Annotated in this window: 23 protein-coding genes and 1 other RNA gene; 6 read left to right on the top strand and 18 right to left on the bottom strand. The window is 41.8% G+C overall.

Annotated elements, in window-relative coordinates; genetic code table 11:
* Positions 1 to 7 precede the first annotated feature (7 nt).
* The 4 genes from QWZ17_RS28335 to QWZ17_RS28320 all read right to left on the bottom strand — a co-directional run bounded on the left by QWZ17_RS28335 (position 8) and on the right by QWZ17_RS28320 (position 3,891).
* Complete coding sequence (locus QWZ17_RS28335) at positions 8 to 1,267, bottom strand: nucleoside permease (RefSeq protein ID WP_290308726.1); 1,260 nt, start codon at positions 1,265 to 1,267, stop codon at positions 8 to 10.
* 239 nt (positions 1,268 to 1,506) lie between these two features.
* Positions 1,507 to 2,112 (bottom strand): bifunctional nuclease family protein, encoded by a 606-nt coding sequence (locus QWZ17_RS28330; RefSeq protein ID WP_290308725.1) that lies wholly within the window; start codon positions 2,110 to 2,112, stop codon positions 1,507 to 1,509.
* 27 nt (positions 2,113 to 2,139) lie between these two features.
* Positions 2,140 to 3,117 carry an electron transfer flavoprotein subunit alpha/FixB family protein gene (locus tag QWZ17_RS28325; RefSeq protein WP_290308724.1) on the bottom strand — a complete coding sequence of 326 codons (978 nt, stop codon included), beginning with the start codon at positions 3,115 to 3,117 and terminating at the stop codon, positions 2,140 to 2,142.
* 36 nt (positions 3,118 to 3,153) lie between these two features.
* Positions 3,154 to 3,891, bottom strand: a complete 738-nt coding sequence (locus QWZ17_RS28320) for an electron transfer flavoprotein subunit beta/FixA family protein (protein WP_290308723.1) — start codon at positions 3,889 to 3,891, stop codon at positions 3,154 to 3,156.
* A 46-nt stretch (positions 3,892 to 3,937) separates the two neighbouring features.
* On the opposite strand from QWZ17_RS28320, the gene QWZ17_RS28315 reads away from it, so the two are divergent.
* Both QWZ17_RS28315 and chrA read left to right on the top strand, forming a co-directional pair.
* Complete coding sequence (locus QWZ17_RS28315; RefSeq protein WP_290308722.1) at positions 3,938 to 4,279, top strand: CDC27 family protein; 342 nt, start codon at positions 3,938 to 3,940, stop codon at positions 4,277 to 4,279.
* Positions 4,280 to 4,460: 181 nt separating this feature from the next.
* Entirely contained in the window at positions 4,461 to 5,666 is a 1,206-nt protein-coding gene (gene chrA, locus QWZ17_RS28310) for a chromate efflux transporter (RefSeq protein WP_290308721.1), read from the top strand.
* Positions 5,667 to 5,872: 206 nt separating this feature from the next.
* On the opposite strand, the gene dnaB is transcribed toward chrA, so the two are convergent.
* Positions 5,873 to 7,438: a replicative DNA helicase gene (dnaB, locus tag QWZ17_RS28305; protein ID WP_290308720.1), complete on the bottom strand. Its 1,566-nt coding sequence runs from the start codon at positions 7,436 to 7,438 to the stop codon at positions 5,873 to 5,875.
* Positions 7,439 to 7,743: 305 nt separating this feature from the next.
* On the opposite strand from dnaB, the gene rlmB reads away from it, so the two are divergent.
* Positions 7,744 to 8,511: a 23S rRNA (guanosine(2251)-2'-O)-methyltransferase RlmB gene (rlmB, locus tag QWZ17_RS28300; RefSeq protein ID WP_290308719.1), complete on the top strand. Its 768-nt coding sequence runs from the start codon at positions 7,744 to 7,746 to the stop codon at positions 8,509 to 8,511.
* Between the two features lie 134 nt (positions 8,512 to 8,645).
* On the opposite strand, the gene QWZ17_RS28295 is transcribed toward rlmB, so the two are convergent.
* A complete protein-coding gene (locus tag QWZ17_RS28295) occupies positions 8,646 to 9,731 on the bottom strand; it encodes a mannose-1-phosphate guanylyltransferase (RefSeq protein WP_290308718.1) in 1,086 nt (361 codons plus the stop codon).
* A gap of 236 nt (positions 9,732 to 9,967) precedes the next feature.
* Here QWZ17_RS28295 and recQ point away from each other — a divergent pair, with 236 nt between their 5' ends.
* A complete protein-coding gene (gene recQ, locus QWZ17_RS28290; RefSeq protein ID WP_290308794.1) occupies positions 9,968 to 12,160 on the top strand; it encodes a DNA helicase RecQ in 2,193 nt (730 codons plus the stop codon).
* An 83-nt stretch (positions 12,161 to 12,243) separates the two neighbouring features.
* Here recQ and QWZ17_RS28285 read toward each other — a convergent pair whose 3' ends face one another.
* The 3 genes from QWZ17_RS28285 to QWZ17_RS28275 form a co-directional block, all read right to left on the bottom strand.
* Positions 12,244 to 12,894 (bottom strand): carbohydrate-binding protein, encoded by a 651-nt coding sequence (locus tag QWZ17_RS28285; protein ID WP_290308717.1) that lies wholly within the window; start codon positions 12,892 to 12,894, stop codon positions 12,244 to 12,246.
* A 77-nt stretch (positions 12,895 to 12,971) separates the two neighbouring features.
* Positions 12,972 to 14,879, bottom strand: coding sequence for an OmpA family protein (locus tag QWZ17_RS28280; protein WP_290308716.1), 1,908 nt, complete (start codon positions 14,877 to 14,879; stop codon positions 12,972 to 12,974).
* A gap of 39 nt (positions 14,880 to 14,918) precedes the next feature.
* A complete protein-coding gene (locus tag QWZ17_RS28275; protein WP_290308715.1) occupies positions 14,919 to 15,542 on the bottom strand; it encodes a 7-carboxy-7-deazaguanine synthase QueE in 624 nt (207 codons plus the stop codon).
* Positions 15,543 to 15,741: 199 nt separating this feature from the next.
* Here QWZ17_RS28275 and QWZ17_RS28270 point away from each other — a divergent pair, with 199 nt between their 5' ends.
* Positions 15,742 to 16,506: a hypothetical protein gene (locus tag QWZ17_RS28270; RefSeq protein WP_290308714.1), complete on the top strand. Its 765-nt coding sequence runs from the start codon at positions 15,742 to 15,744 to the stop codon at positions 16,504 to 16,506.
* Positions 16,507 to 16,511: 5 nt separating this feature from the next.
* Positions 16,512 to 16,847 (top strand): Rieske (2Fe-2S) protein, encoded by a 336-nt coding sequence (locus tag QWZ17_RS28265; RefSeq protein ID WP_290308713.1) that lies wholly within the window; start codon positions 16,512 to 16,514, stop codon positions 16,845 to 16,847.
* A 91-nt stretch (positions 16,848 to 16,938) separates the two neighbouring features.
* On the opposite strand, the gene QWZ17_RS28260 is transcribed toward QWZ17_RS28265, so the two are convergent.
* The 9 genes from QWZ17_RS28260 to QWZ17_RS28220 form a co-directional block, all read right to left on the bottom strand.
* Complete coding sequence (locus QWZ17_RS28260; protein ID WP_290308712.1) at positions 16,939 to 17,820, bottom strand: bifunctional 5,10-methylenetetrahydrofolate dehydrogenase/5,10-methenyltetrahydrofolate cyclohydrolase; 882 nt, start codon at positions 17,818 to 17,820, stop codon at positions 16,939 to 16,941.
* A 76-nt stretch (positions 17,821 to 17,896) separates the two neighbouring features.
* Positions 17,897 to 19,684, bottom strand: coding sequence for a translation elongation factor 4 (lepA, locus tag QWZ17_RS28255; RefSeq protein WP_290308711.1), 1,788 nt, complete (start codon positions 19,682 to 19,684; stop codon positions 17,897 to 17,899).
* 147 nt (positions 19,685 to 19,831) lie between these two features.
* Complete coding sequence (locus tag QWZ17_RS28250) at positions 19,832 to 21,481, bottom strand: hypothetical protein (RefSeq protein ID WP_290308710.1); 1,650 nt, start codon at positions 21,479 to 21,481, stop codon at positions 19,832 to 19,834.
* A gap of 141 nt (positions 21,482 to 21,622) precedes the next feature.
* Positions 21,623 to 22,084: a lipocalin family protein gene (locus tag QWZ17_RS28245; protein ID WP_290308709.1), complete on the bottom strand. Its 462-nt coding sequence runs from the start codon at positions 22,082 to 22,084 to the stop codon at positions 21,623 to 21,625.
* 99 nt (positions 22,085 to 22,183) lie between these two features.
* Positions 22,184 to 23,566, bottom strand: coding sequence for a sigma-54-dependent transcriptional regulator (locus QWZ17_RS28240; RefSeq protein ID WP_290308708.1), 1,383 nt, complete (start codon positions 23,564 to 23,566; stop codon positions 22,184 to 22,186).
* A gap of 122 nt (positions 23,567 to 23,688) precedes the next feature.
* Positions 23,689 to 24,081, bottom strand: an RNA gene (gene rnpB / locus QWZ17_RS28235) — RNase P RNA component class A.
* A 227-nt stretch (positions 24,082 to 24,308) separates the two neighbouring features.
* Entirely contained in the window at positions 24,309 to 24,692 is a 384-nt protein-coding gene (locus QWZ17_RS28230; protein WP_290308707.1) for a c-type cytochrome, read from the bottom strand.
* Between the two features lie 35 nt (positions 24,693 to 24,727).
* Positions 24,728 to 25,375 carry an SCO family protein gene (locus QWZ17_RS28225; protein WP_290308705.1) on the bottom strand — a complete coding sequence of 216 codons (648 nt, stop codon included), beginning with the start codon at positions 25,373 to 25,375 and terminating at the stop codon, positions 24,728 to 24,730.
* Positions 25,376 to 25,377: 2 nt separating this feature from the next.
* Positions 25,378 to 25,776 carry a hypothetical protein gene (locus QWZ17_RS28220; RefSeq protein WP_290308704.1) on the bottom strand — a complete coding sequence of 133 codons (399 nt, stop codon included), beginning with the start codon at positions 25,774 to 25,776 and terminating at the stop codon, positions 25,378 to 25,380.
* Positions 25,777 to 25,954 lie beyond the last annotated feature (178 nt).

The raw sequence follows: 25,954 nt of genomic DNA, 5'->3' as shown, positions 1-25,954 counted from the left end.
TCAGACACTAAGTGTGTTTTATAGCCTCTACAAGCGCCTTGTTGTGTTTGTAACGAAATACAAAAGGGAATATAACTGCTATTACCAGGGCGTAAGCTGCAAAGGTCAGCCATATGCCGTGCCAGTCTTTAGTGCCGCCGGGTAAAAGGAAAAACTTATCGATAATTAAACCGCTGGCAATACTGCCGAAGAAAGCTCCGAATCCGTTTACCATCATCATAAACAAGCCTTGCGCGCTCGCCCTAATTTCGGGGCTGGCTTGTGTTTCAACAAACAGGGAGCCTGAGATATTGAAAAAATCGAAAGCCATACCGTAAACTATACATGATAAAACAATCATCCAGAGGCCGCCCGCGGGATCGCCGAAAGCGAATAACCCAAAACGTAATACCCATGCTAACATACTGAATAGCATCACATATTTAATGCCGAATTTACGCAGGAAAAAAGGAATCAATAAAATAAAAAAAGTTTCAGAAAACTGCGATATCGACATAATGATAGCAGGATATTTTACACCTACCGAATCTTTGTAAATAGCTACGTTTTTAAAATCCTGTATAAAAGTATCGCCATACGCGTTGGTTAACTGCAAGGCAGCACCTAACAACATCGAAAAGCCAAAAAAGATGGCAAACTTAGGATCTTTAAATAATTTGAAGGCGTTTAGTCCTAATGAATCTGTAAATGATTTATTGGTTGCTTTTGCCGCAAGAGGTGGGCATTTAGGTAAGCTAAATGAATATAAGCCCAACGCCAAAGCTACTGCCGACGCTATGTAAAATTGATTGGGCGAAGTTTCGTTATGTGTAAGGCTTACTGTCCACAAAGCGGCGATAAATCCAATGGTTCCCCATATACGAATAGGAGGATAATCAACAACAACATCTTTATTGCTACTCTTTAAAGCCGAATATGCAACGGTAATAGAAAGGGAGAGGGTTGGCATATAAAACACCATGTTAATCAACATTACCCAAAAAAAGGCGGATGGGTTTGTGATTAAAGGGAGCGTGAACAAAGATGCTGCTCCCAAAATATGCATAATACCGTATAGTTTTTCGGCATTTATGAATCTGTCTGCAATGATACCCGTAAGGGCCGGCATAAATATAGCCGATATTCCCATGGTGCTAAAGATAGCGCCAAACTGCGCGCCCGACCAATGTTTATCCTGAAACCAATATGCACCAATGGTAAGCAACCATGCCCCCCAGATAAAAAACTGCATAAAATTCATCAGTATTAAGCGGAACTTAATATTCATATGGTGCCTGGATTAAATAATTTTGATCAGTGTTAAATTAAAAAGCGGAAAGTAGTGAAATTAATGTAAATCAGAAAGCAGCGTAATATGGAATTTGGTAAATTGAACTTAAATGTTACGCTTTAATGATGTATTTACACCAAAAGGAAATTATTATTTGGTATTAAACATTTGAAAGTTGGGAATTTCGACCGGCTTATCTATTATGTCCGTCAAAATCGAAATTCCCAATTCCGAAATCAGGATGCTTTTCGTTTGTTGAGTTCGTCGCGGATTTTTGCCGCTTTCTCGTATGATTCTTCGGCCAGTGCTTCCTGCAGTTTTGTTTTCAACTCGTCAACGCTTAATGATGCAAAGCCGCTACCTACAGATGAGGTATTAACAGTTTTCTCCTCCTGGTTTTCGTTAATGTTTTCCAGATAAACAAAGTCGTTACCTTCAATAACAATACCTGCGGTGGATAGAATAAACTCGTAAGTGAAAATAGGGCAATCGAATCTTACCGCCACCGCGATGGCATCTGATGTACGCGCGTCAATTTCAACCGAACGTTTGCCATCACTGCAAATCAGCTTGGAATAAAAGATACCATCAACCAAATTATAAATGATAATTTCCTGCACTTCTACCTGGTAGGCCTGCGCAAAACTTTTAAAAAGATCATGCGTAAGCGGACGGCTCGGCGTCATTTTTTCTATTTCGATGGCAATGGCCTGAGCTTCAAAACTACCTATAATGATAGGTAACCTGCGCCTGCCGCTAACCTCCCCCAAAACTAAAGCATAAGCGCCAGATTGTGTTTGGCTATATGATAAGCCTACAATATCCAGCTTAATTTTTTTCATGTTATTACCCATCTCGCGCCTAAATATTTATGCTGAAGCTTTATAAGCTTTAACTGCTGCAATTAATTGGGGCACCACTTCAAATGCGTCGCCAACAATCCCGTAATCAGCTACCTTAAAAAACGGAGCCTCAGGATCTTTGTTGATCACTACAATAACCTTTGAAGAACTAATGCCGGCCAGGTGCTGAATAGCACCTGAAATTCCTATCGCAATATACAAATTTGGGCTGACAGCTATACCGGTTTGTCCAACATGTTCGCTATGTGGTCGCCAGCCTGCGTCTGATACCGGTTTGGAGCATGCTGTAGCTGCGCCAAGCAAGTCTGCCAGTTCCTCAATCATACCCCAGTTCTCGGGCCCTTTTAAGCCCCTACCTGCCGATACAACGATCTCCGCATCGGGCAAGGATACTTTATCCGTTGAACGAACAATATCCTTAATTATCGCTTTAAAGTCCGACTCTTTGGCTTCTGTAGTAAAATCTTCCACCTGGGCGCTGCTGCCGGTTTCAACTACTTTGTAAGAGTTTGGTACCAAAGCGATCACCTTGTTTGCTGATGAAAGTTCTACAACGGCAAACGCTTTACCAGAGAAGGCCGTCTTCTTAACAGTGAATTTGCCTCCGTTTTGCTCAGGTAATGCCACAGCGCCATCTGCAACACCGGCTTCTAATTTTACCCCAAGTCTTGGTGCAAGGCCGCGGCCAGAGAATGTGTTTGATAAAACAACAATATCAGCGCTTTCTTTTTTTGCTGCTTCGGCTATTATTGAGGCGTAAGCCTGGTTTACAAAGTTTTTTAGTTTATCGCCCGATACATTAAGCACCTTTTTAGCGCCGTATTTACCTAAGGATGCTAATTCATCGGCACTTACATTACCAATGGATATGGCAATCAGATCGGTGTTGTTTTGATTGGCAATGGCTTTGGCATAGCTTACGGCTTCAAAAATTGACTTTTTGAATGTTCCGCCCGCATTTTCCGCATATATTAAAACTGACATATAATAATGTGTTTCGTAAAATCGATTTGAATAAAATTAGATAACGCGCGCTTCGGTATGTAATAACTCAACCAGCTTTGCTGTATCGGCAGCGGCAACTAAGGTAACCTGGCCACGTGGGGCCGGTGTTTCATAACTAATGATCTCTGAAAAGTTTTTTACATCAACAGGTTCAACAACAGTTAAGGGCTTGGTACGTGCCGACATGATGCCGCGCATGTTAGGAATCTTTGGTTCGGCAACGCCTTCTGCCGTTCCTGCCACAAAAGGGTAGGGAATAGTTAGAATTTCTTTACCACCTTCAATTTCGCGTTCAACGGTTGCTTCGCTATCAGCAGCATCTAATTTTTTGATGATAGATACCGACGGAAGATCCAGCAACTCGCCAAGCATACCGGCCACTTTTGAGCCGTTATAATCAATAGACTCCCTGCCGGTAAGGATCAAATCGAAAGGGTTAGCTTTTACATATTGCGCAATCTGATAAGCTACATACCAGGCATCATGAGGTTTGGCATTTACACGTACCGCGTCGGTAGCGCCAATAGCCAAAGCTTTACGGATGGTGGCCTCTGTACTTACCTCGCCAACGTTGATAACAGTTACTGTACCTTTACCGCCATCGGTAAGTTCAATAGCGCGTGAAAGTGCTATTTCATCATAAGGATTTAATATAAATTGCACCCCATTTGTATTAAATTGGGTGTTATTATTAGTAAAAGTTATTTTTGTGGTGGTATCAGGAACATTACTTGCACATACCAGGATCTTCATATCAATAGGTTTTTGCAAATTTAAGTTAAAAAAGATAGAGTTTAAAATGGAGTTGAGCAGATTGGATAAGCTACTGGAATTTATAAAAAATGAACCCAACGACGAGTTTTTAAAATACGCGCTCGCAACAGAATATCTACGTCTTAATCAGGCAGATATAGCCCTCACTTACTACGAGGACCTAATTAATAACCACCCCAATTACGTAGGTACATATTATCATTTGGGTAAGCTTTACGAGGCTCTTAATCGAAAACAGGACGCCATTGCCACCTACGAAAACGGCATGAAAATTACCAAAGCCAAGCGCGATAATCACGCCTTTTCCGAGCTGCAAGCCGTATACCGGGCAGCCATGGGAATTGAGGAAGATGATGACGACTATTAGTTCATTGGTTCACTGGTTTATTAGTTCATTGGTCTTTTGCACTGAATCGTCTTGTATACATGGCATTTATCCCGACGAAATCGATATACCCAACAGATAAGTTTCCAAGCTATACCAATTAACTAATGAGCCAATCAACATTCCCGGAGCGACACCAATGAACTAATGAACCAGTGAACTAATGAACATTAAAAAACGCCACCTACTTTTTCTTCGGGATGTTTTAATCTATACGTTTACGGCTTTTGGCGGGCCGCAGGCACATATTGCTGTTTTGCTGCGCGAATTTGTACAGAAACGACGCTATGTTACCGAGGAAGAGCTGATGGAGCTCAATGCTTTATCACAGGTATTGCCTGGCCCTTCATCAACCCAAACTTTGGTTGGCATTGCCTGGAAAGTTGGCGGACTGCAATTAGCGCTGCTCACTTTTGTGATATGGATATTGCCCTCGGCGGCCATCATGGGCATGGCAGCTATAAGCTATAAAATGTTTGCCAACCATGCTAAGTTTGCCCATGTATTAACTTATGTGCAACCTGTGGCGGTAGGTATTGTTGCTTATGCAACTTATAGCTTCGCTTTTAAATTTTTAAAAACAAAGGTAAGTACCTTGTTGGCTATAGCCTCGCTGGTTGCTACGCTGATTTTACAAAACGCGTACGCGTTTCCTATCCTGATTTTATTGGGCGGCATTATATCCTCGGCTATGGAAACTCAGCCGCAGGAAAATGAACTGCGTACCCGTCTGTATGCTAATGTTAACCCCAACAAGGTTGCTTATTTTATTGGTATCCTGTTATTTTTCGCGGCTTTGGGTGCTATTATCAATCAAACCTCGCCGTTCAGTTTGCCTATCCGTTTATTCGAGAACTTTTACCGTAATGGTATTCTGATCTTCGGCGGCGGGCAGGTAATGGTACCGCTGATGTATACCGAATTTGTAGAGGTAAAACATTACCTCAGCAACTCCGAATTTCTTTCGGGCTACGCGTTGCAACAAGCCTTGCCCGGCCCAACATTTTCATTTACTTCGTTTTTAGGGGGAATTACTTTAGGTAATAAAGGATACGGTATTGGAGGGCAAATCATCGGCAGCCTTGTGGCCGTGATTGGAGTGAATACACCTGGCTTAATATTAATCCTGTTTATAGTCCCGTTTTGGGAAGATCTAAAAAAAATAACCCGTATCAAAAACTCTTTGAGCGGCATCAATGCTGTAGCTGTAGGCTTTATGGCCACAGCATTTATCCTGTTGGTACGCCCGTTTGGAGGTAACTGGATTGCTTATGTTTTAATGCTTGGAACGTTTTTATTGCTTCGGTTTACAAAGATCAAAGCACCACTCATCATTGTGATTGGGGTGGTTATAGGATTGATTGTTTGATAGGCAAAAACGATCGCCAGGGAAATATTTTAGTAAGTTCAGCTGAAAGCCGAAACCACGATTTACCACGAGCTGAAATCTCGCGGCAGCTAACTAAGCTAACTACATAAAAACGACAAAGCCTGATTTAATAAATCAGGCTTTGTCGTTTTTATGCTTTCGTTTGGCATGCTGCAAATCCGAAATCGAAATTCCCAAATCCGAAATTAAAACGGCGGTTCATCATCTATATCATCCATTCTTGACGGGCGAATAATGAAGTTGCTTTGTTTTTCAAAATCCTGCGATGGGGCGAGGCCACTAAACGCGTTGGCTGCAAGCGGAGGAAAGCCGTCCATACCTTCTTCCAGGTTGGCAAACTTCACGTATTTACCTACGAATTTAAGTCTTACAGTGCCGGTTTCACCGTTACGGTGTTTGGCTATAATTACCTCACCTACACCCTGGGTTGGATTACCGTCTTCGTCTTCCGTTAAGCCGTAATATTCGGGACGGTAAAGGAATAGTACCATATCCGCATCCTGCTCAATAGAGCCCGACTCACGTAAATCAGATAGCATTGGTCTTTTTGAGTTACCCGGCCTTTGCTCCACCGCGCGACTTAACTGAGACAGTGCGATCACCGGCACATTCAATTCCTTTGCAACCGATTTTAAGGCACGCGAGATACTACCAATTTCCTGCTCGCGATTACCGCCACCACCTTTACCATCAGAGGCCTTACCATGCATCAGCTGCAGGTAGTCAATGATGATTAGCTGAATATCATGCTGGGCCTTTAAACGGCGGCATTTGGCTCTAAATTCAAAGATGTTTAGCGCGGGGGTATCGTCAATAATAAAAACCGATTTTTCAAGACGGCCAATTTTAGAGTGAATTTGCTGCCATTCCCATTCTTCCAATGTTCCTTTACGGATCTTCTCCTGTTCTATCTCAGCCTCGCCGGCAATCAAACGATTCACCAACTGTACTGACGACATCTCCAACGAAAAAACAACGGTAGGCTTGTCAAAATCAACCGCCGCGTTACGCGCGCAGCTTAGTACGAAAGCCGTTTTACCCATCGCGGGGCGGGCAGCGATAATTACAAGATCTGATTTTTGCCAGCCAGAGGTCATACGGTCTAAGCCCGTAAAGCCAGAGGCTACACCGGTTAAACCATCTTTTTTATCTTTTAATGACTCAATATCTCTTAAGGCTTCCTGTACCAGGTCGTCCATTTTACGGGCGTCACGGCGCAGGTTGCTTTGTGCAATTTCAAAAAGGTTTTTTTCGGCCTTATCTAATAAATCGAGTACATCGCTGCTATCTTCATAAGCGCTGTTGATGGTTTCGGTAGAAATCCGGATCAATTCGCGCTGAATGTATTTTTGGATAATGATACGTGAGTGAAACTCAATATTAGCAGCCGAAGCCACGCGACTGGTGAGTTCGGTAATATAATAAGCGCCGCCAATCATTTCCAAATCACCCTGTTTGCGTAATTGCGCGGTAACGGTAAGGATATCTATTGGCTGCGACTTTTCAAAAAGATCTTTAATAGCCGCGAAAATTTTTTGGTGGTTATCACGATAAAATACCTCTGCTTTGAGCACGTCAATTACTGATGACAGTGCATCTTTTTCAAGCATCAGCGCACCAAGCACGGCTTCTTCTAAATCTGTAGCTTGCGGGGGCAACTTGCCCATCCCGCTAAATGGGGTTGGGTTACTAATGCGGCTACGACGGTCGTTTGTATTAGGCTTGTACTGATTCTCGTTCTCAAAACTCATAAGGCGACAAAAATATACAAAAAATGTTTTAGGGTTGCTACTATTCCATCCACATAGTGTATTGAGGTTTTAAAGCAATCATTCTCAATTTAATAATTTATAGTGTTGTACTTAATAGATATTAACACACAATTGTTGGTAAGATGTTAGTGTAGTGTTTAGTTATCTTGCAATCAGTGTTTTAAAAGCGTGTTAACAAAGTTTAAAAATGTTAGTTGTTAAAACTTGAACTAAAATGCTAAATGAGTTCAATAACCGCTTAATCAATTAATATGGCTACTTTTGCACTCTTAAATTAAAATTTGATGTTTAACAACAACAGGGAAAAGCGTGAAAGTAACCAAATGGTTTTTGGTATCCGGGCCATTATGGAAGCCATTACTTCGGGGAAAGAAATTGAGGCATTGTATATACAAAGAGGTGCAGCCGGCGGCTTATCTCATGAGTTAAAAGCATTGCTTACCGAATACAATATCACCGCTCAGCAGGTACCTATCGAAAAGCTTAACCGCCTTACCGCGAAAAATCACCAGGGGGCTGTTGCCTTTATATCACCCATAGTTTATCAAAAAATAGAAAATATCATCCCCGAAGTTTTTGAAAAAGGGGAGGTGCCGCTGATTTTAGTTTTAGATTCTATTACCGATGTACGTAACATGGGCGCCATTGCCCGTACTGCCGAATGCGCCGGTGTGCATGCCATTGTTATCCCGGCTAAAGGATCGGCGCAGATCAATCCCGATGCTATTAAAACGTCCGCTGGAGCTTTATACAAAATCCCTGTTTGCCGCCATGATAACTTTATGCAAACCGTAAGATTTTTACAGGAATCAGGCTTGCAGTTAGTGTCTTGTACCGAAAAAACAAAAGAAGATATTTACGCGCCGGATTATACAGCGCCAACAGCCATCATCATGGGATCTGAAGAAGACGGCATCCGTAACGAGATCATCCGCATATCCGATCACCTGGCCAAAATCCCCATGTTTGGTGAGATTGAATCATTAAACGTGTCAGTATCTACCGGCGTTATTTTGTACGAGGCGATAAGGCAGAGGGGAGTTAAGGGTTGATTAAGTTGGATTGAGTTAGAATAAGTTGAATAGGTTGGTTGAGTTGTTGAAAAACTAAAATATTGATATTGTCTTATCGCTCTTAATCTAATCAACTCAATCTAACTAAATCAACCTATTCAACTTACTCAACACTAAATATACTTCGACCCAAACTTACTTTTTACATCTGCAACTACTTGCTTTACACTTTGTTCCTGATCGCGGGGGCAAATGAGCAGGGTGTTGTTGGATTCTACCACGATAAAATCGTGTAGTCCTTTTAAAATTACCAGCTTTTCGCCGGGTACGTTTACCATACAGTTTGATGAATCGTACATGATCACCTTTTCGGCCGGTATCACCGCGTTGCCTACATAATCTTTCTCTGCAAGGTCATAAATGGATGCCCAGGTACCCAAGTCGCTCCAGCCAAAATCAGATGGTAATACATAAACGTTATCCGCTTTTTCCATCACCCCGTAATCTATCGAAATATTAATGCATTGCTGGTAAGCCTGGTTAATATGACTTCGCTCGTTTTCTGTATTGTAAACGGGACCTGCGTCCGTAAATATCTCGTGCATATCCGGCAAATGCTGTTCAAAGGCTTTTACTATCGCTTTCGCCGACCATACGAATATACCCGCGTTCCATAAAAAATCGCCGCTTTGTATAAAAGTTTTGGCTATCTCCAGGTTAGGCTTTTCGGTAAAGGTTTTTACTTTATAAAAATCATCATTGATAGTTTTGTTGGTGTATTGGATATAGCCGTAACCCGTATCCGGCCTTGACGGTTTAATGCCTAAGGTAACCAGGCAGTCATTTGCCGTGGCGGTTTCTAATGACCTGATGATGGAGTTCACAAAAGCATCTTCATCCAATATCTGTTGATCTGAGGGGGCCACTACAATGGCGGCATCGGGGTTTAAGCTTTCTATTTTAAAACAGCCATAAGCAACACAAGGGGCCGTATTACGCATTACCGGCTCTGTTAATATCTGCTGATCTTCCATATCCGGAAGCTGTGTTTTTACCAGTTTGGTATAATTCTCGTTGGTTACAACGTAAATATTTTCTTTGGGGCAAACTTTCAGGAAGCGTTCGTAGGTGTTTTGGATTAAGGTTTTACCGGTGCCAAGGATATCGATGAACTGTTTAGGGTGCGATGTGCGACTGATTGGCCAAAAACGACTGCCTATTCCGCCTGCCATAATGATGGCATAATAGTTTTTGTTCATGTGCAATTTTAAGAATTATAATTTGGTTTAGTCGCGGCAAAAATGGACAATAATCTGATATCTGCCTACTAAATAAAACTAAATAATTTGTTAATAATTTGGTCACAACAAGTAAACAAAATGTTTTTCATTTAATAATCATATTAGTATAAAATTTAAAAGTAAATCCCTCGTTTATTCAGAAAATTTTGTTACTTTAAACTTTTAAATCGGACTTTAGATTATTTAAGATAATGATAGAAACTAAGAAGTCGCTATTTGATAACCTCCAGAATTTTTTCGGATTCGACAACTTTAAGGGGGAGCAGGAAGCGATTATCACTAACATCCTGAGCGGTAACGATACCTTTGTTATTATGCCTACAGGTGGTGGTAAATCAATGTGTTACCAGTTGCCTGCGTTAATGAGCGATGGCACCGCGATAGTAATTTCTCCTTTGATTGCCCTGATGAAAAACCAGGTAGATCAGTTAAGGGCCTTTGGAGGCTCGGATAGTATAGCCCACTTTTTAAATTCGTCACTTACTAAATCTGATATAGCCCGGGTTAAAGAAGATGTTTTAGCCGGCAAAACCAAGTTGCTTTATGTTGCTCCTGAATCATTAACCAAGCAAGAAAATATCGACTTTTTACGTCTTAATCATGTGTCATTTGTGGCAGTTGATGAGGCGCATTGTATCTCGGAATGGGGACATGATTTTCGCCCCGAATACCGCAAAATCCGCCAGGTGATCAGCAACATTGGCGAAAATATTCCGATCATCGCGTTAACGGCTACAGCTACCCCAAAAGTTCAGCAGGACATTCAAAAAAACCTGCAAATGAACAATGCCACTGTGTACAAATCGTCTTTTAACAGAGCTAACTTATTTTATGAAGTACGTGCTAAGCGTAACGTAATCAAAGAGATAGTAAAATTTGTAAAACAAAACCAGGGAAAATCCGGCATTATATATTGCTTAAGCCGCAAAAAAGTTGAAGAGGTTGCAGAAGCCCTTAATTTAAACGGCGTAAAGGCGCTACCATATCATGCGGGCTTAGATCCTAAAGTGCGTGCCGATACGCAGGATAAATTCCTGATGGAAGATGTAGATGTAATTGTTGCAACTATAGCCTTCGGTATGGGGATTGATAAACCGGATGTTAGGTATGTGATTCACCATGACGTGCCTAAAAGCATGGAGGGTTATTACCAGGAAACCGGTCGTGCCGGCCGTGATGGTGGCGAGGGTGTTTGTGTAGCTTTCTATTCTGAAAAGGATATAGACAAGCTGCAAAAATTCATGAAAGACAAGCCGGTTGCCGAACGTGAAATAGGTACCCAGATACTAAAAGAGGTTATTGATTACTGCGAATCATCGGTTTGCAGGCGTAAGCAGCTGCTGCATTATTTTGGCGAAAATTTTAATGAGGCTGGCTGTAATAACATGTGCGATAATTGCTGTGGCCATAAAGAGCATTTTGATGGCGAAGAGCATTTGCACAAAGCCTTAAGCCTTATTAAACACATAGGCGAGAAGTTTGACGATCATTACATCATCAGCATATTGATGGGTGAAGAAAACGCGCAGATCAAAAATTACGAGCATGACGCGCTTGATTATTATGGATCGGGCAAGGAGCAGGGGCGCAATTTGTGGAACTCGCTTTTAAGGCAGGCTTTATTAAATAACTATCTGTCAAAAGATATTGATCAATATGGTTTACTTAGATTAACCAAATTAGGTAATACCTTCATTGACAACCCCCACAGCATCCGTTTTGTGATGAACCATGTGATTGAGGGTACCGATGATGATGATGACGCTGATGGCCCTAAACAAGGCGGCGGCGCGTTGGATGCGCAGTTATTGCAGATGCTGAAGGATCTGCGTAAAAAACTGGCCAAGCAAAAGGGTTTACCTCCGTTTGTGATTTTCCAGGACCCTTCGTTAGAGGAAATGTGTACGCATTACCCTATCAATTCAGAAGAGTTGAAACATATCTCGGGCGTTGGCGCAGGTAAAGCGCTTAAGTTTGGAAAGCCGTTTACGGATATGATCCAGAAGTATGTGGAGGATAACGATATTGACCGCCCGGTTGATATGGTGATCAAGAGCGCGGCCAATAAATCGGCACTGAAGGTGTTTATCATTCAGAATATTGATCGTCATTTAAATTTAGACGATATAGCCGCATCTAAAGGACTAACCTATGAGGAGATTTTGAAAGAGGTAGAAACCATTGTAAACTCGGGCACCAAACTCAACCTTAATTATTACATTGATGAGGTGATAGATGAGGACAAGCAGGAAGAGGTTTTTGATTACTTCCGCACAGCCGAAGCTGATTCTATTGACGATGCCCTGGCCGAGTTAGGTAACGATGATTACACCCGCGAAGAAGTACAATTGATGAGAATAAAGTTCCTGTCAGAAATGGGAAATTGAAATTCCCGGTACATAACTCAAAAAGCCTTTGGAATGAATTTCAAAGGCTTTTTAGTTTTAGACGGACGTGCCGGTATTCATTTCTATTTAATTGCCAGGTAATCCAAATTCATATTGCCATTGCTTACAATATGCAGGGTTAGCACATGTACACCTTTTGTAAGTTCAATTGAGCCTACATTAGCAGAACTGTTCCAATGATGCCACTGCCGCCAGGCTATGGTATCCTGATTGTTATGGGTAGATGTAATTTTCATTGGGCCGGTTGCATCTTTACCATCTACATCAATGGCGATGGCACCATCACCGTTGGCGGTATACATTACTTCAATAGGGTAGATGCCGGATTTTGTTACATCAACAGTATAATTGATCCATTCCCCGGGTTGTGTCCAGCCTACATAAAGCTGGTTCATGTCTCTTTTAACCTTGTTATATGGATTATCATCAATATGGTCATGTGCTTTAGTGTACGAGATATCAACCCCTTCTTTCATCCTAAACTCGTTTAAAAACGTGCCATTTGCGGGATTAAGCTTACCGCTGCCATTGTTACTATTATCAGAATCATGATAGGCTACGCCTTCGCCGCCGGTGTTATATAATTCGCATTCCAGTTTGCCCGGTAGTTGCTGCATTTTATTTAGCCAGGGTTTGCCGGCGTCTTTTGTTTGGTAAATAAAAGCGCAGCAAATTGTGGCTATACACGCTACGCCTAACAGGATATATTTCATGACTCTGTTTTAATTGGTAACGCTAATATATGTTATAGGCAAGCATTTACCATATTAAAATCGATACGTTGAGTAGGTTATTTGGCGATGATCATAAATTCCGTCCGCCTGTTTAGTGCCTTATCGTCCTCAGTTATATTAGGTGCAATTGGCTGGGTTTTACCATAGCCTTTATATACAAGACGGGCAGCCGGTATGCCATTGCTTACCAGGTATTTGTAAACCGACTTGGCCCGGTTTTCTGATAAGGTTTGATTTGCCAGATCGGCACCTACGTTATCCGTATGGCCCGATATTTCAATATGAACGGTGGGGTTTACATTAAGGAACTCTACGAGTTTTTCCAGTTCTGATTTTGACTCGTCTTTCAAATCGAACTTATTGGTATCAAAGAAAATGTTTTTCAGGATAACCTTATTACCAACTTCAATAGGCGATAACAATGCTTTGATGTGAAAAGGTTTTTGCTCTTTATAACCAATAAGCGAAAAGTTTGCCGAGTAAAACAGGTAGCCACTTTTTGAAATGTTTAGCGCATAATTTTTGCCGGATGTTATCGTCGCTAAAAAGTCGCCTTCATCTGCACCGCTGTAATCCTGGTAAACGGGTTTGTTTTTTTCCAGGTCAATGATCTCTACAGCCGCCTCCAACGGCTCTTTCGTTTTGGCATCGCCCACGTTGCCTTTTACGTAGGTAACAATATGCGGGCGTAAATTGGCAGGTAGTTCAAACGTGTAAATATCGTATCCGCCAAAACCATTCAGATTCGCGTTATCCGAAGCAAAAAAAGCGTAAGTGCCGTAAGCGGTAAGGGTAAGGCCGTTTTCATCGCCGTTGGTATTGATAGGGTAACCCAGGTTTTGCGGCTTTTGCCATTTACCATCTTTACCAAGCCGGCTTACAAACAAATCTTTATTGCCCAGGCCCGGCCATCCATTGGAGCAAAAGTATAAAGTACTATCATCCGGGTGAATAAACGGCGACTGCTCATTATAAGCTGTATTAATGTTCGGGCCAAGGTTTTCGGGTTCGCCCCAACCTTTATCGGTTAGGGTCGATTTCCAAATATCGTAACCGCCATAACCGCCCTTTTTGTTACTTACAAAATAAAGGGTACGCCCATCGGCGCTAATGGATGGCTGGGATTCCCAGCCCGCAGTGTTTACCGGTTTGCTCAGGTCGAAAGGCTTGCCCCAATCGTCGCCCATTTTTTTGGAAATGTAGATATCACACCTACCAAGGCCATCCGGGCGGTTACAACCTGTAAAAAACAGGAATTTGCCATCTTGAGATAATGACTGTGCGCCTTCGTTGTACTGATCGGTATTGATCCGGCTGCTCAAATAAACGGCAGTATCCCATTTACCTTTTACCTTCAGGCTTTTATAAAAATCCTCGTTGTTATTAATTTTACGGGTAAATATCAGCATGCTTTCATCGGCCGTACCAACGGGTAGGTATTCATCATCTGCCGTATTGATATTGGGGCCCATGTTGATAGGTTTAAACGGCACCGGATGCTGAATGGCCAGGATACTGAATTTGGCATCAGCGATCAGTTTTTGGGCAAACTCATTATTTTGAGGCGTAATATCCAGGTAAGTAAGATATTTCTCGAGGTGTTGCTGCGCTTGCGCATATTTGGCGTCGTATATTTCGGTTTCGCCTATTTTGAGGTAAATACCACGATTAAACTCGGGATTAAGAGCAATCACCTTAAGGTACTGCTCAATAGCCAGCTTATAAGTATGGCGGATTCGGTATACATCACCCAGTTGCGCGTGTGCTTCCACAAATCTGGAGTCTTCACCAATAGCTTTTAAAAGGTTATCAATGGCATCATCATAATAATGTTCATCGATGTTTTGACCAGCCTGGGCAAAATATTTTATGGCTTCGGTATTTTTGGTAGAATATTCCCTTTGCTGACTCCAGGCACTAACCGAAAGAAAAAATAACAAGATAGAGAGGATAGTTATTCTCATCTGTGTTGATACGATAATTTATACCGTAAGTTACAACTATTACGGTATATTCAAATATTTATGCGTTTGCAGCGATATTTCCCATTGCGGGTTGTTCATCACATAATCAACAATTAACGGGATCATTTCTTTTGATTTTGACCATTCAGGCTGTAAATAAAGTTTACAATCGGGCGAAACCATTTTAGCATGATACTCGGCCCATTCAAAATCCGATTTATTGAATACGATCACCTTCAACTCATGCGCGTTTTCGGCCACGTGAGGTAGCGGCGCTTTGAATTTTTTGGGCGATAAACAAATCCAGTCCCAATCGCCCGAGAGGGGGTAAGCACCAGATGTTTCAATAAACGTTTTGATACCTACGTTGTGCAGCTGATCTGTAAGATAATCAAGATTATAGATCAAAGGCTCGCCGCCGGTAACAACAACCGCTTTTGACGGATGCACTGAGGCGTTTATAACAATTTTATCGGCAGCGGTAAGCGGGTGTAGCTCTGCATCCCAACTTTCTTTAACATCGCACCAATGGCAACCCACGTCGCAGCCACCCAGGCGTATAAAATAAGCTGCTTTGCCTGTGTTGTATCCTTCGCCTTGTATTGTATAAAACTCTTCCATTAAAGGAAGCAGCGTGCCGTCGTCCGGAATTTGGTGTGCCATAATATTTTGCAAAAGTACCTAAATAAGCCGAAAGCATAAAGCTGAATGGTAAACGCAGCGTAAAACGTTTATGGCTACCCGCAGATTAGAATTATTATTAATAATTTTCACAATAAAGCAATTTACCTATACAAGTAATCTGTTTGGATTGTAAATTAGCATCATGAAATTTTAACGCCCCGATAAAACCTTTACCGCCATGAAAAAACTTTACTTCCTGATCCTTTTCCTGGCAATTACCTGTTTAAGTTCATGCGTTGATATCGAGGAGCATTATACCTTTAAAAATGATGGCAGCTGTAGCGTAGTTTACGGTTTTGATATGAGCAAAGCGGTTTCGGTATTGGTAAACCTGGTTTCCGACTCGTTAAAGCAAACCCCGCAATTTAGTTTGGTGAAAGATACTACGTTAAATTTTTACAATGCCATGCCCGATAGCACCCAGCAACGCATGAGCAAAGCCGAAATAGATCTGGCTAAAAGCAGCGATCTTACAGTGAATATGAATCTCAAAAAAAGCATTGTAAAGGTATCCATCAATCATACTGCTAAAGATGCCGCCGATTTAAAATATTATCTGCAAAATGTATCGAAAATAGCGCTTAACAGCCAGGTGAGCGCGTTAACTACCGGAGCTAAAAACAGCAAGGCTTTAGATGCCAAACAAATGATTGTTGGACAGGATTATTACTCCTACGATATAACGCCACACCGGTTTTATCGCATCATTGATAAAGCTAAATTCAACGCTTTTTTAAAGAAAACCCAATCAACCTTTATGATGGCCAAGGCAATGTTGATAGATATGCCTTACAAGGTAATCCTCAATTTTGCAAAGCCTGTAAAAAGGCTCAATAACTCCAAAGCTATATTATCTGCCGACCGGAAAAGTGTAACGCTGATTACCAACATGGACGAAGTGATTAAAAACCCATCGCTGATGAATTTGAAGATAGATTTTTAGCGCAAATGAAGTGGTACAAAATCCCCGATGTTGAGCCAACAAAAGAACCGTTTATAAAAAAAGTAAAAGCTGGTGGTAAAAATATTTGCCTGGTAGGTTACGAGGGTAAGATTTATGCCATGGCTTCCAGTTGTCCGCACGCAGGTTATGATTTAAGCGAAGGCTTGTGTGCTAAAGGTAAAATTGTATGTCCATATCACCGTTACACCTATGAACTTGCAACTGGAAAAGGCGGGGAAGGGCAGAATGATTTTTTAGAAACTTATGCTATAGATATCCGGGGCGAGGAAATTTACGTAGGGATAAAATCGTTTTGGGATAAAGTTTTGGGAAGAAAATAGTTGATTAAGTTAGATTGGGTTTGATTGAGTTGATTAGGTTTGGCCTTTAGAAATATATCCAACTTAATCAGCTCAATCAAACCCAATCAATCTAAGAATAAACCTCTTTATTTGCCGATGACAGCGTATTTTTCAGCAAGCCAATAATGGTCATCAAACCTACGCCACCCGGTACCGGGGTTATCCATGAAGCTTTTGGAGCAACGTTATCAAAATCAACATCGCCATAAAGCTTAAAACCCGATTTAGTTAGGGTTGATGTTTCACGGTTCATGCCAACGTCAATTACCACTACGCCATCTTTTACCATATCGGCAGTGATAAAATTCTTTTTACCAATAGCCACTATAAGGATGTCAGCATCAAGCGTAAACTTTTTGATATCAGGAGTGCGGCTATGGCAAATAGTTACCGTACAGTTACCCGGAGTGGTGTTACGCGCCATCAGGATACTCATTGGCGAACCAACAATGTTACTACGACCAACAACTACGCAATGTTTACCGGCGGTTTCAATACCGTATTCTTTAAGCATCAAGGTGATACCGTAAGGAGTAGCGGGAATAAACGATGGCAGGTTACGCTGCATACGGCCTAAGTTAACCGGGTGAAAGCCATCCACATCCTTGCGGTGGTCAATGCGCTCAGTTACTTTTTCAGGGTCGATATGTTTGGGTAGGGGAAGCTGTACAATGATGCCATCTATATCGGCATCAGCGTTTAGTTCTTCTACTTTTTTAAGTAACTCATCTTCTGTAACCGTGTCTTCAAAACGCACCAGGGTAGATTTAAATCCAACCTTTTCGCAATTTTTGATTTTGCTGGCAACATAAGTTTCGCTGCCACCATCATGACCAACCAAAACGGCCACCAAATGCGGCTGCCTGCCGGTTTCGGCCAATATTTTTGCCGCTGCTTCGGCTATTTCAACCTTAAGTTTTTCTGATACGTATTTTCCGTCTAAAAGCTGCATAAGAGTCAAGAGTCAAGAATCAAGAATCAAGAAAAAACAAAAGCTGAAGCTGTCTTGGCTCTTGATTCTGTTGTGTTTAATCTAATTTTAAAACTGCCATAAACGCCGATTGTGGTATCTCTACGTTACCTACCTGGCGCATGCGTTTTTTACCTTTCTTTTGTTTTTCTAATAGTTTACGTTTACGGGAAATATCACCACCATAACACTTGGCTGTAACATCCTTACGTAAAGCTTTAACCGTTTCACGGGCAATAATTTTTGCACCGATAGAAGCCTGGATAATAATTTCGAATTGCTGGCGTGGCAAAAGTTCTTTCAGCTTTTCGCAGATCTTTTTACCAAAATCATAAGAGTTGCCCCTAAAAATAAGCGATGACAAAGCATCAACTGGCTCGGCGTTTAAGCGGATATCCAAACGCACAAGGTCCGACTGGCGGTAGCCTATCTGATGATAATCAAATGAGGCATAGCCCTTTGAAATAGTTTTTAGCTTATCGTAAAAATCAAATACAATCTCGCCCATTGGCATTTCAAAGGTAAGTTCAACTCTATCAGATGTTAAGTATGATTGATTGGTAATTGTACCACGTTTTTGAATACACAAAGACATTACCGGGCCAACAAATTCTGATTTGGTGATAATGGTAGCTTTGATATAAGGCTCCTCCACAAAATCTATTTTACTCGGATCGGGCAAATCTGACGGGTTATTTACAACGATAGGATCGCCTTTGGTGGTATGGGCAATATAGGATACGTTAGGTACGGTTGTAATTACCGTCATGTTAAACTCGCGCTCCAAACGTTCCTGTATAATTTCCATGTGCAGCATGCCCAGGAAACCGCAACGGAAACCAAAGCCTAAAGCCGCCGATGATTCCGGCTCAAACACCAGTGATGCATCGTTTAGCTGTAATTTAGCCATTGATTCGCGAAGTTCTTCGTAATCTTCGGTATCAACCGGATAAATACCGGCAAATACCATCGGTTTTACCTCTTCAAAACCTTGAATACCTATTTCGCACGGACGATCAACATGGGTGATAGTATCACCAACTTTTACCTCGCGTGCTTCTTTAATACCCGAAATGATATAACCTACGTCGCCGGTTTTGATCACATCTTTAGCAAGCGGACGAAGTTTTAACGTACCCACCTCATCGGCCAGGTATTGTTTTTCTGTAGCAACAAATTTTACTTTTTCGCCCTTACGAATCTCGCCGTTTACCACTTTAAAGTAAGCGATGATACCACGGAAAGAGTTGAAAACAGAGTCGAAGATCAGCGCTTGCAACGGAGCCTGCGGATCGCCAACCGGGGCGGGTACACGTTCAACAATGGCGCGTAAAATATCGTGCACCCCCATACCGGTTTTGCCGGATGCTGCCAGAATTTCTTCACGTTTACAGCCAATAAGGTCAACTATCTGGTCTTTCACCTCTTCGGGCATAGCGCCGGGAAGATCCATCTTGTTAAGGATTGGGATAATCTCCAGGTCGTTCTCTAACGCAAGGTAAAGGTTTGATATGGTTTGCGCCTGAATGCCCTGCGCAGCATCAACAATCAGCAAGGCACCTTCGCAAGCGGCTATTGAACGTGATACCTCGTACGAAAAATCTACGTGGCCCGGCGTGTCAATCAGGTTAAGGGTATACTTTTGTCCGTCAAGCACATAATCCATTTGTATGGCATGGCTTTTTATGGTAATACCCCGTTCGCGTTCCAGGTCCATATCGTCAAGCAATTGCGCCTGCGATTCGCGTTGGGTTATAGTGTTGGTGTATTCTAATAACCTATCGGCAAGTGTACTCTTACCGTGGTCAATATGTGCGATGATACAAAAATTACGAATATGCTCCATTGAACCGCAAAAATAGCTTTTTAGGATGATAAAATGATAGGCTGTTTTTAAATAGCCCTGTGTAAAGAACTTTATAGTTAAAAAACCTCGCGGTTTTCCATAATAATTCAAGTAAACAGGCTGTTAAATTAAGGCAAAAATGAAATGTTAATCCACACCTTCAACAAACACCGGTGTTTCTGAAACAGCTACAGTTAACTTACCTTTTGTGGTTTTAGCGACTGTTTTAACCATACCTGAAGCCCCGATTTTTAGCGTGTAAATGTTTGCGCCGTTAGTACCCAAATCAAGTGTAAAACTCCCCGTCCGCCCTTTTTGATCGGGGATGGTTAAAACGTAAATGGTTTTGCCGCCGTTTACATATTTATCAACCAACGGATCAGCATTAATAGTAGCCTTATAGGTGTAGTCCCCCATCAACTTATTGGTTTGTAGTATATAATCGGCGGCTGGGCGGGGAGTACCCTTTTCTGATAAACCCGATGTGGCATATTGAACATCTACATTAGGGGTATCGTCCTGTAGCTGATAAAAAAATACTTTTTTTATACCGTGCCTGATGTATAGCAGCGATGTTCTTAAAAGCCAGTCGCCCTGGGTTTCCGTTGGCGATTTGCTGCCTATGTAGGTAGCTTTCTGATAACTCCCCTGGTTAATGTCGTACCCCGATTCGGTTACCCACACCTCCAAAGGTTTCTTAAGCGAATTAGCCAGTTTAACAAAGGAATCTGCAATTTGGCCGGCCATAGATAGTTCAGGCGCTACACCGGTGGTAGCGTGTTCGTGTTTTAAAATATCACCATTGTTGTTATAAAAGTGATAATTAATCACATCGAAACAAAGATTAACGCTACCATCTGGCTTGTAACCACGGTTTGTTTTGCACCAGGCTATCATCCGGTTTACAAAATTAACATCACAACTGGCTAAGCCGCCCATTACAACCTGCATATTAGGGTCGGCGGTTTTTACCCCGGCGTTATTGCCTAACTTGCCCATATTGCCATCATAAAAGGCCGACATGTTAGCGGCGTATTCTTCCGGAGTTTGTTCGGTAGCAGCGCCTTTCCACCATTTATCGCGTTCATTATCGCATTCGATATAACTGATTAATCCCAAACCGATTTTAACTACATTGATATCATCGTTATTCCAGCGGGAGCGGGCATCTACTTTTACCAGCGATTTATCGATATCGCTGTTATAACCATACCGTGCCGCAAACTGAAAAGCGGTACGCGCCTGATCGGCATACGATGCCGGATCGGTTTTATCAAGCCCATATGGAGCCGGCACGTTTTCATTATCCTGGGCATCGGCAGGGTAGGTGCTCTCCAGCCAGGTGGGGCAGTTTTTCAAATCGGCCAAAACCAAAATCCCTTCCTGTTTGCAGCGGGTGTAAATCAAATCATAATCCCAGCTGCCGTTATTTGTTGGATTATAGGTGTAATTCCCCTTGGTATTTTCAAGTTTATTCCAGTTCATGTAATGCCGAACCGAACTGAACGACTTGATGATAGCCATGTTTTTTTCATAAATGGTATGATGCAGTCCCGGGTTTGAAGGGTCCTGCAAAAAGTTCCACTCGTAAGCATTTACGCCAAACATGTTTTTAAGCGCTATCGGGTTGTTTGCAGCAGTGGTATCATTCGGTGCCGATTTGGTCACTTGCACGGTATCCCTCACAATTCTGGCAATATTTTGCGACGATTCAGCTTTTTTTTCGCCACAATGGCTGAAAAACGAACCGATAACTGCAATGAAGCTCAGGTATTTGTAATGGAAAAGGATAGTCATGGGTTTCTCAAATTTTTTCGTTCATAATTTACAAATTAAAAACATCAAATAATTTAGGGGTATCTTAATAGTCTGGTACTGTGCAAAAACAAAAAAGCCGAATAAATTCCGGCTTTATTGGTCAGTATTTTACGTCGAGCTTTATTTGACCTTTATATAGGTTTCAATAATGGTATGATCAATTTTTAAGCTATCTATCTTTTCAATTCCTGTTTGTACAAGGGTGTCTCCATTAAATTTTACTTTAAATTTAAAATCCCTGTTTTCCCAATCGCGGGCATCGCAATAGGCCAGGTGCTCGGCATAATCATCGCCAGATAGGGTATAGGTACCACTGCCCGAACTGTAAACCGGTTTGGCCGTTTTGCCATGCAACAGATCGTGCGTAAAGAACGCGAAATTTGTTCCGTTAAAAATTTTAACCATTTCTTCTTCTTTCGACGGAGTAGTAATAGCGGTATCGCCTTTAGTAATACTTTTACTTGATATTAAATGCCAGGTGCCAATAAGGGACTGATCGGGCTTTATTTCGGGTTTATTTTCTTTTGATGTGCAGGACGCCAGCGCTATCGCGCAAATAAAAGTTAGGTGGTTTAGTTTCATGGTTTATGATTGGTTTGCACAATGTTAGCGATTTTACCTGCAATAAAAAAGAGGCAAACTCTTTTAGAGCACCTCTTTTTAAATTATTTTCAAAAGTATTTATTCGCCACGCTTAAGGCCGAATTTTTCTATTTTGCTATAGAGGTGACTTCTTTGAATATCAATATCATCAGCCGTTTTTGAAACGTTCCAATTGTTTTTTTCCAGCTTGAATTTGATATACTCGCGCTCGGCAAAGTCTTTATATTCCTGGAAGTTATTGAATTGGTCAAAATCTGTTTGCGGTGCCGAATTGCTATTATCGGCAACAGCAGTAACGGGAGCCGATGGATTGGCAAATGCGCGTACATCGTTATCGGTAATGGTTTTATCACTTAATATGATTAAACGCTCAACCATGTTTCGTAATTCCCTAATGTTACCTGTCCATGGTAACGCTTTAAGGGCATCAAGGGCGGCATCTGAAATCTTTTTAACGGGCATGCCATACTCGCTGCAAATCTCATCCAGGAAGCTTTGCGTAAGTAAAGCGATATCATCCTTACGGTCGACCAATGGTGGTACATGGATCAGAATCACGCTTAGGCGGTGGTAAAGGTCCATACGGAAATTACCGGCTTCAATTTCTTTTAACAGATCCTTATTAGTTGCGGCTACTACGCGTACATCTACATCAATCTCTTTTTCGCCGCCAACGCGGGTTATTTTGCTTTCCTGCAAAGCCCGCAATACTTTGGCCTGGGCCGATTGGCTCATATCACCAATCTCATCTAAAAATAAAGTTCCGCCACTTGCAGATTCAAATTTGCCTATACGTTGTTTAATAGCCGATGTAAATGACCCTTTTTCGTGACCGAATAATTCGCTTTCAATCAACTCTGAAGGAATAGCCGCGCAGTTAACCTCGATGATAGGCGCGTTTGAACGGTTTGATTTTTCATGCAGCCAACGGGCTACCAATTCTTTACCACTGCCGTTTGCGCCGGTAACCAGCACGCGGGCATCGGTAGGGGCCACCCTGTCAATAGTTTCTTTTATTTTTATGATAGCCTGCGAATCGCCTAATATCGGCCGCACTTTAGATACCTTACGTTTTAAAACCTTGGCTTGAACAACTAAGCTGCCACGATCAAGGGCGTTACGTACGGTGATAAGCAAGCGGTTTAGGTCTGGTGGTTTTGAGATAAAATCAAAAGCTCCTTTTTTACTTGCTTCAACAGCAGTTTCAACGGTGCCGTGTCCGCTTATCATAATAAATGGCAAATCAGGCTTTATAGCTAAACCTTCGGTAAGCACTTCCATGCCGTCCATCCGGTTCATTTTTATATCGCAAAGCACCAGGTCGTAATCTTTTTTCTCAATCAGTTGTAAACCATCAACGCCATTGTCAACATCCTCAACTTCGTAATCCTCATATTCAAGAATCTCGCGTAAGGTGCTGCGTATTGCCCTTTCGTCGTCAATAATTAAAATTTTTGCCATGTTTTATATATGTGTAGGTAGTAATTGTTAAAACGCTAAATATATTAATTTGTATAGAAAAACAAACACTTTGATGCATGTAACAAAAATAACCCCTTCCTGTTTGCAGGAAGGGGCATTTTATCAGCAGCAAATCTGTAAGCCGGGTTCTGTATTGCCCCGGAAGGGGCAACTTCTATCATTAATCTGGCCCTGCCATTGCTGACAGGTTTAAACAACCTACCCATCTCAACGATACTGGCAAGCCAGGATACGGGAACGAGCAGCTCCGCTTTCGAGACCTATTTGGTTTTTCAACTCCTGAGGTTTACCATCATCACCGGTCGCCCGGCAATGTCGTGAGCTCTTACCTCACGTTTTCACCCTTACCACAATCAAAAGAAGGTGGCGGTATTATTTCTGTGGCACTTTGCTGTCACCGGCTGCCGGTGCCTTCCCGTTAGGAAGCAGGATGCTCTGTGTTGCCCGGACTTTCCTCCGCCTAACAAGTAAGCAGCGATAGAACGTTTTGCGCCGTAAAGGTAGGAAATTACATCGGGGTTTATGAGTTGCAAAGGGAAATACCAGAAAAATCACTAAAAGACCACATGATTCGTTTTGACCGGAGCCACGTTGACTATCCATTTTGCCCACCACATAAATGGGACGCCAGTTCCTATGTGAATGCTAAAAAAATAATCCAAATGCGTATGATGCGGGCATAAGGGTGTAACGAAAATCGATCTCCGCAACCCGCACCCCATTACCGGCATTTAGCCAAATCGCCCTCAACCATTTGTAAATTAACCGTACCCATTTTGTTGCCAAATGAGTTGGTAACATAGGTAAGCACCTTGGCTATTTCAATGGGAGCAAGGTCTGTTGGTTTCATTTCATCATCGAAATCGCTTTTATTGACCGTTATTTTTCCTTTAAGACCATTTTGGAGAAAGCAGGCCAATAACTTTTTGTTATTTTTAAGGTAAATGGAATCGGTAAGCGGGGGAATCAGTGATTGCAAACCTTCGCCTTTTTCGCCGTGGCAGTTTTGGCAATGCTCCTGGTAAATACTGGCTCCCCCGGCGTAATACCGACTAAATTCAACCTGCGCATCGCTTTGGCATGACGATACGATGGCTGTAATCATTATGAATAAAAATATACCAATTATCAGTTTAATTTTCATTTTGCAACTGCTTGTTCCGGCTCAGCCTTTAAAGTTTTGATATCGGCTATCAATTTATCAACCTCTTTAGGATCGGTGCCCTCGTAAGTACCACGAATACGCTTTTGCTTATCAATCAAAATGAAAAAACCGTCATGAATAAACTGCCCCGCCGGATTTTTTTCCTGTACGCTTTGCAGGTAGCTTTTGGAAATGCCGTAGGTATCACCCTTATTGCCATGCAATAACCACCAGCTATTTCCGCTGATGCCCATTTTATCGGCATATCGCTTTAACACCGGCACGGTATCATATTTAGGATCGATGGTGTGCGATAGGATGCGAAAGTTATCATCATCCTTAAACTCTTTATAAACGTTAAGCATATTGCGGTGCATAACCGGGCAAATGGACGGGCAGGTAGTAAAGAAAAAATCGGCCACGTATATTTTGCCGTTCAAATTTTTAGCAGTGATGGTATCGCCATACTGGTTAACAAATTTAAAATCAGGAATTGTTGCGTAAGCAGTATCGGTAACTTGCTTTCCATCGACCATTTTAGTGACAGGTTGTTTATTCCCCAAAACAGGAAGTTTATCCGGTTTTGAAGTGCAGGAGTTTAATGTAACCAATGCTGCAATACCTATAAATAGTAAGTTCCTCATCGTTATTTATTTTGACTAAGATATTTGTCAGATTGGCTGACTGCCTGGTTAATTTGCAAATCGATTGCCTGAATCTTCTTTTTCTGATCTTCCAGGTAATCCATTATTTCCTGGTGCGATTTTCCTTTGTTTTCCATATCAAACTTGTGCATCCAATCGCCCATAACGCTATCGGCGCCATCAACAATTTTCAAATACGCCGTGGTCGAATCCTTTACTGCGGGCTTGCTTTTAACCAGACTATCCAACAACATTTTGTTGTTCATTAAATGCCCATCGTTTGCCATTACTTTATCATGTACAGCAATAACACTGTCTAAAAGTACTTTTTCTTGTTTTTTAGTATCGGTGCAACCCATTGCAATTGCGGCGATAAAAGCGAATGCAGTGTATTTTTTCATGTTTTTAGGTGATCTTGTATGCAAAGGCAAATATTGTAAATAAACGTGTTAATGTTAACTGTTTAGTTGCCTTAAATAATAAACATAGTCAGTAATGGGTAAAGTTTGAGTGGCAGTGAATTTAATTTATAGCCGGCCCTGATACTTGTATAATTGCAGGTAATGTTTTAATTGATGG

The organism is Mucilaginibacter flavus, from assembly GCF_030409315.1.
Taxonomy (GTDB): Bacteria; Bacteroidota; Bacteroidia; order Sphingobacteriales; family Sphingobacteriaceae; genus Mucilaginibacter; species Mucilaginibacter flavus.
The sequence above is the reverse complement of the archived record's forward strand: the minus strand, read 5'-3'. Positions and strand labels throughout refer to the sequence as shown.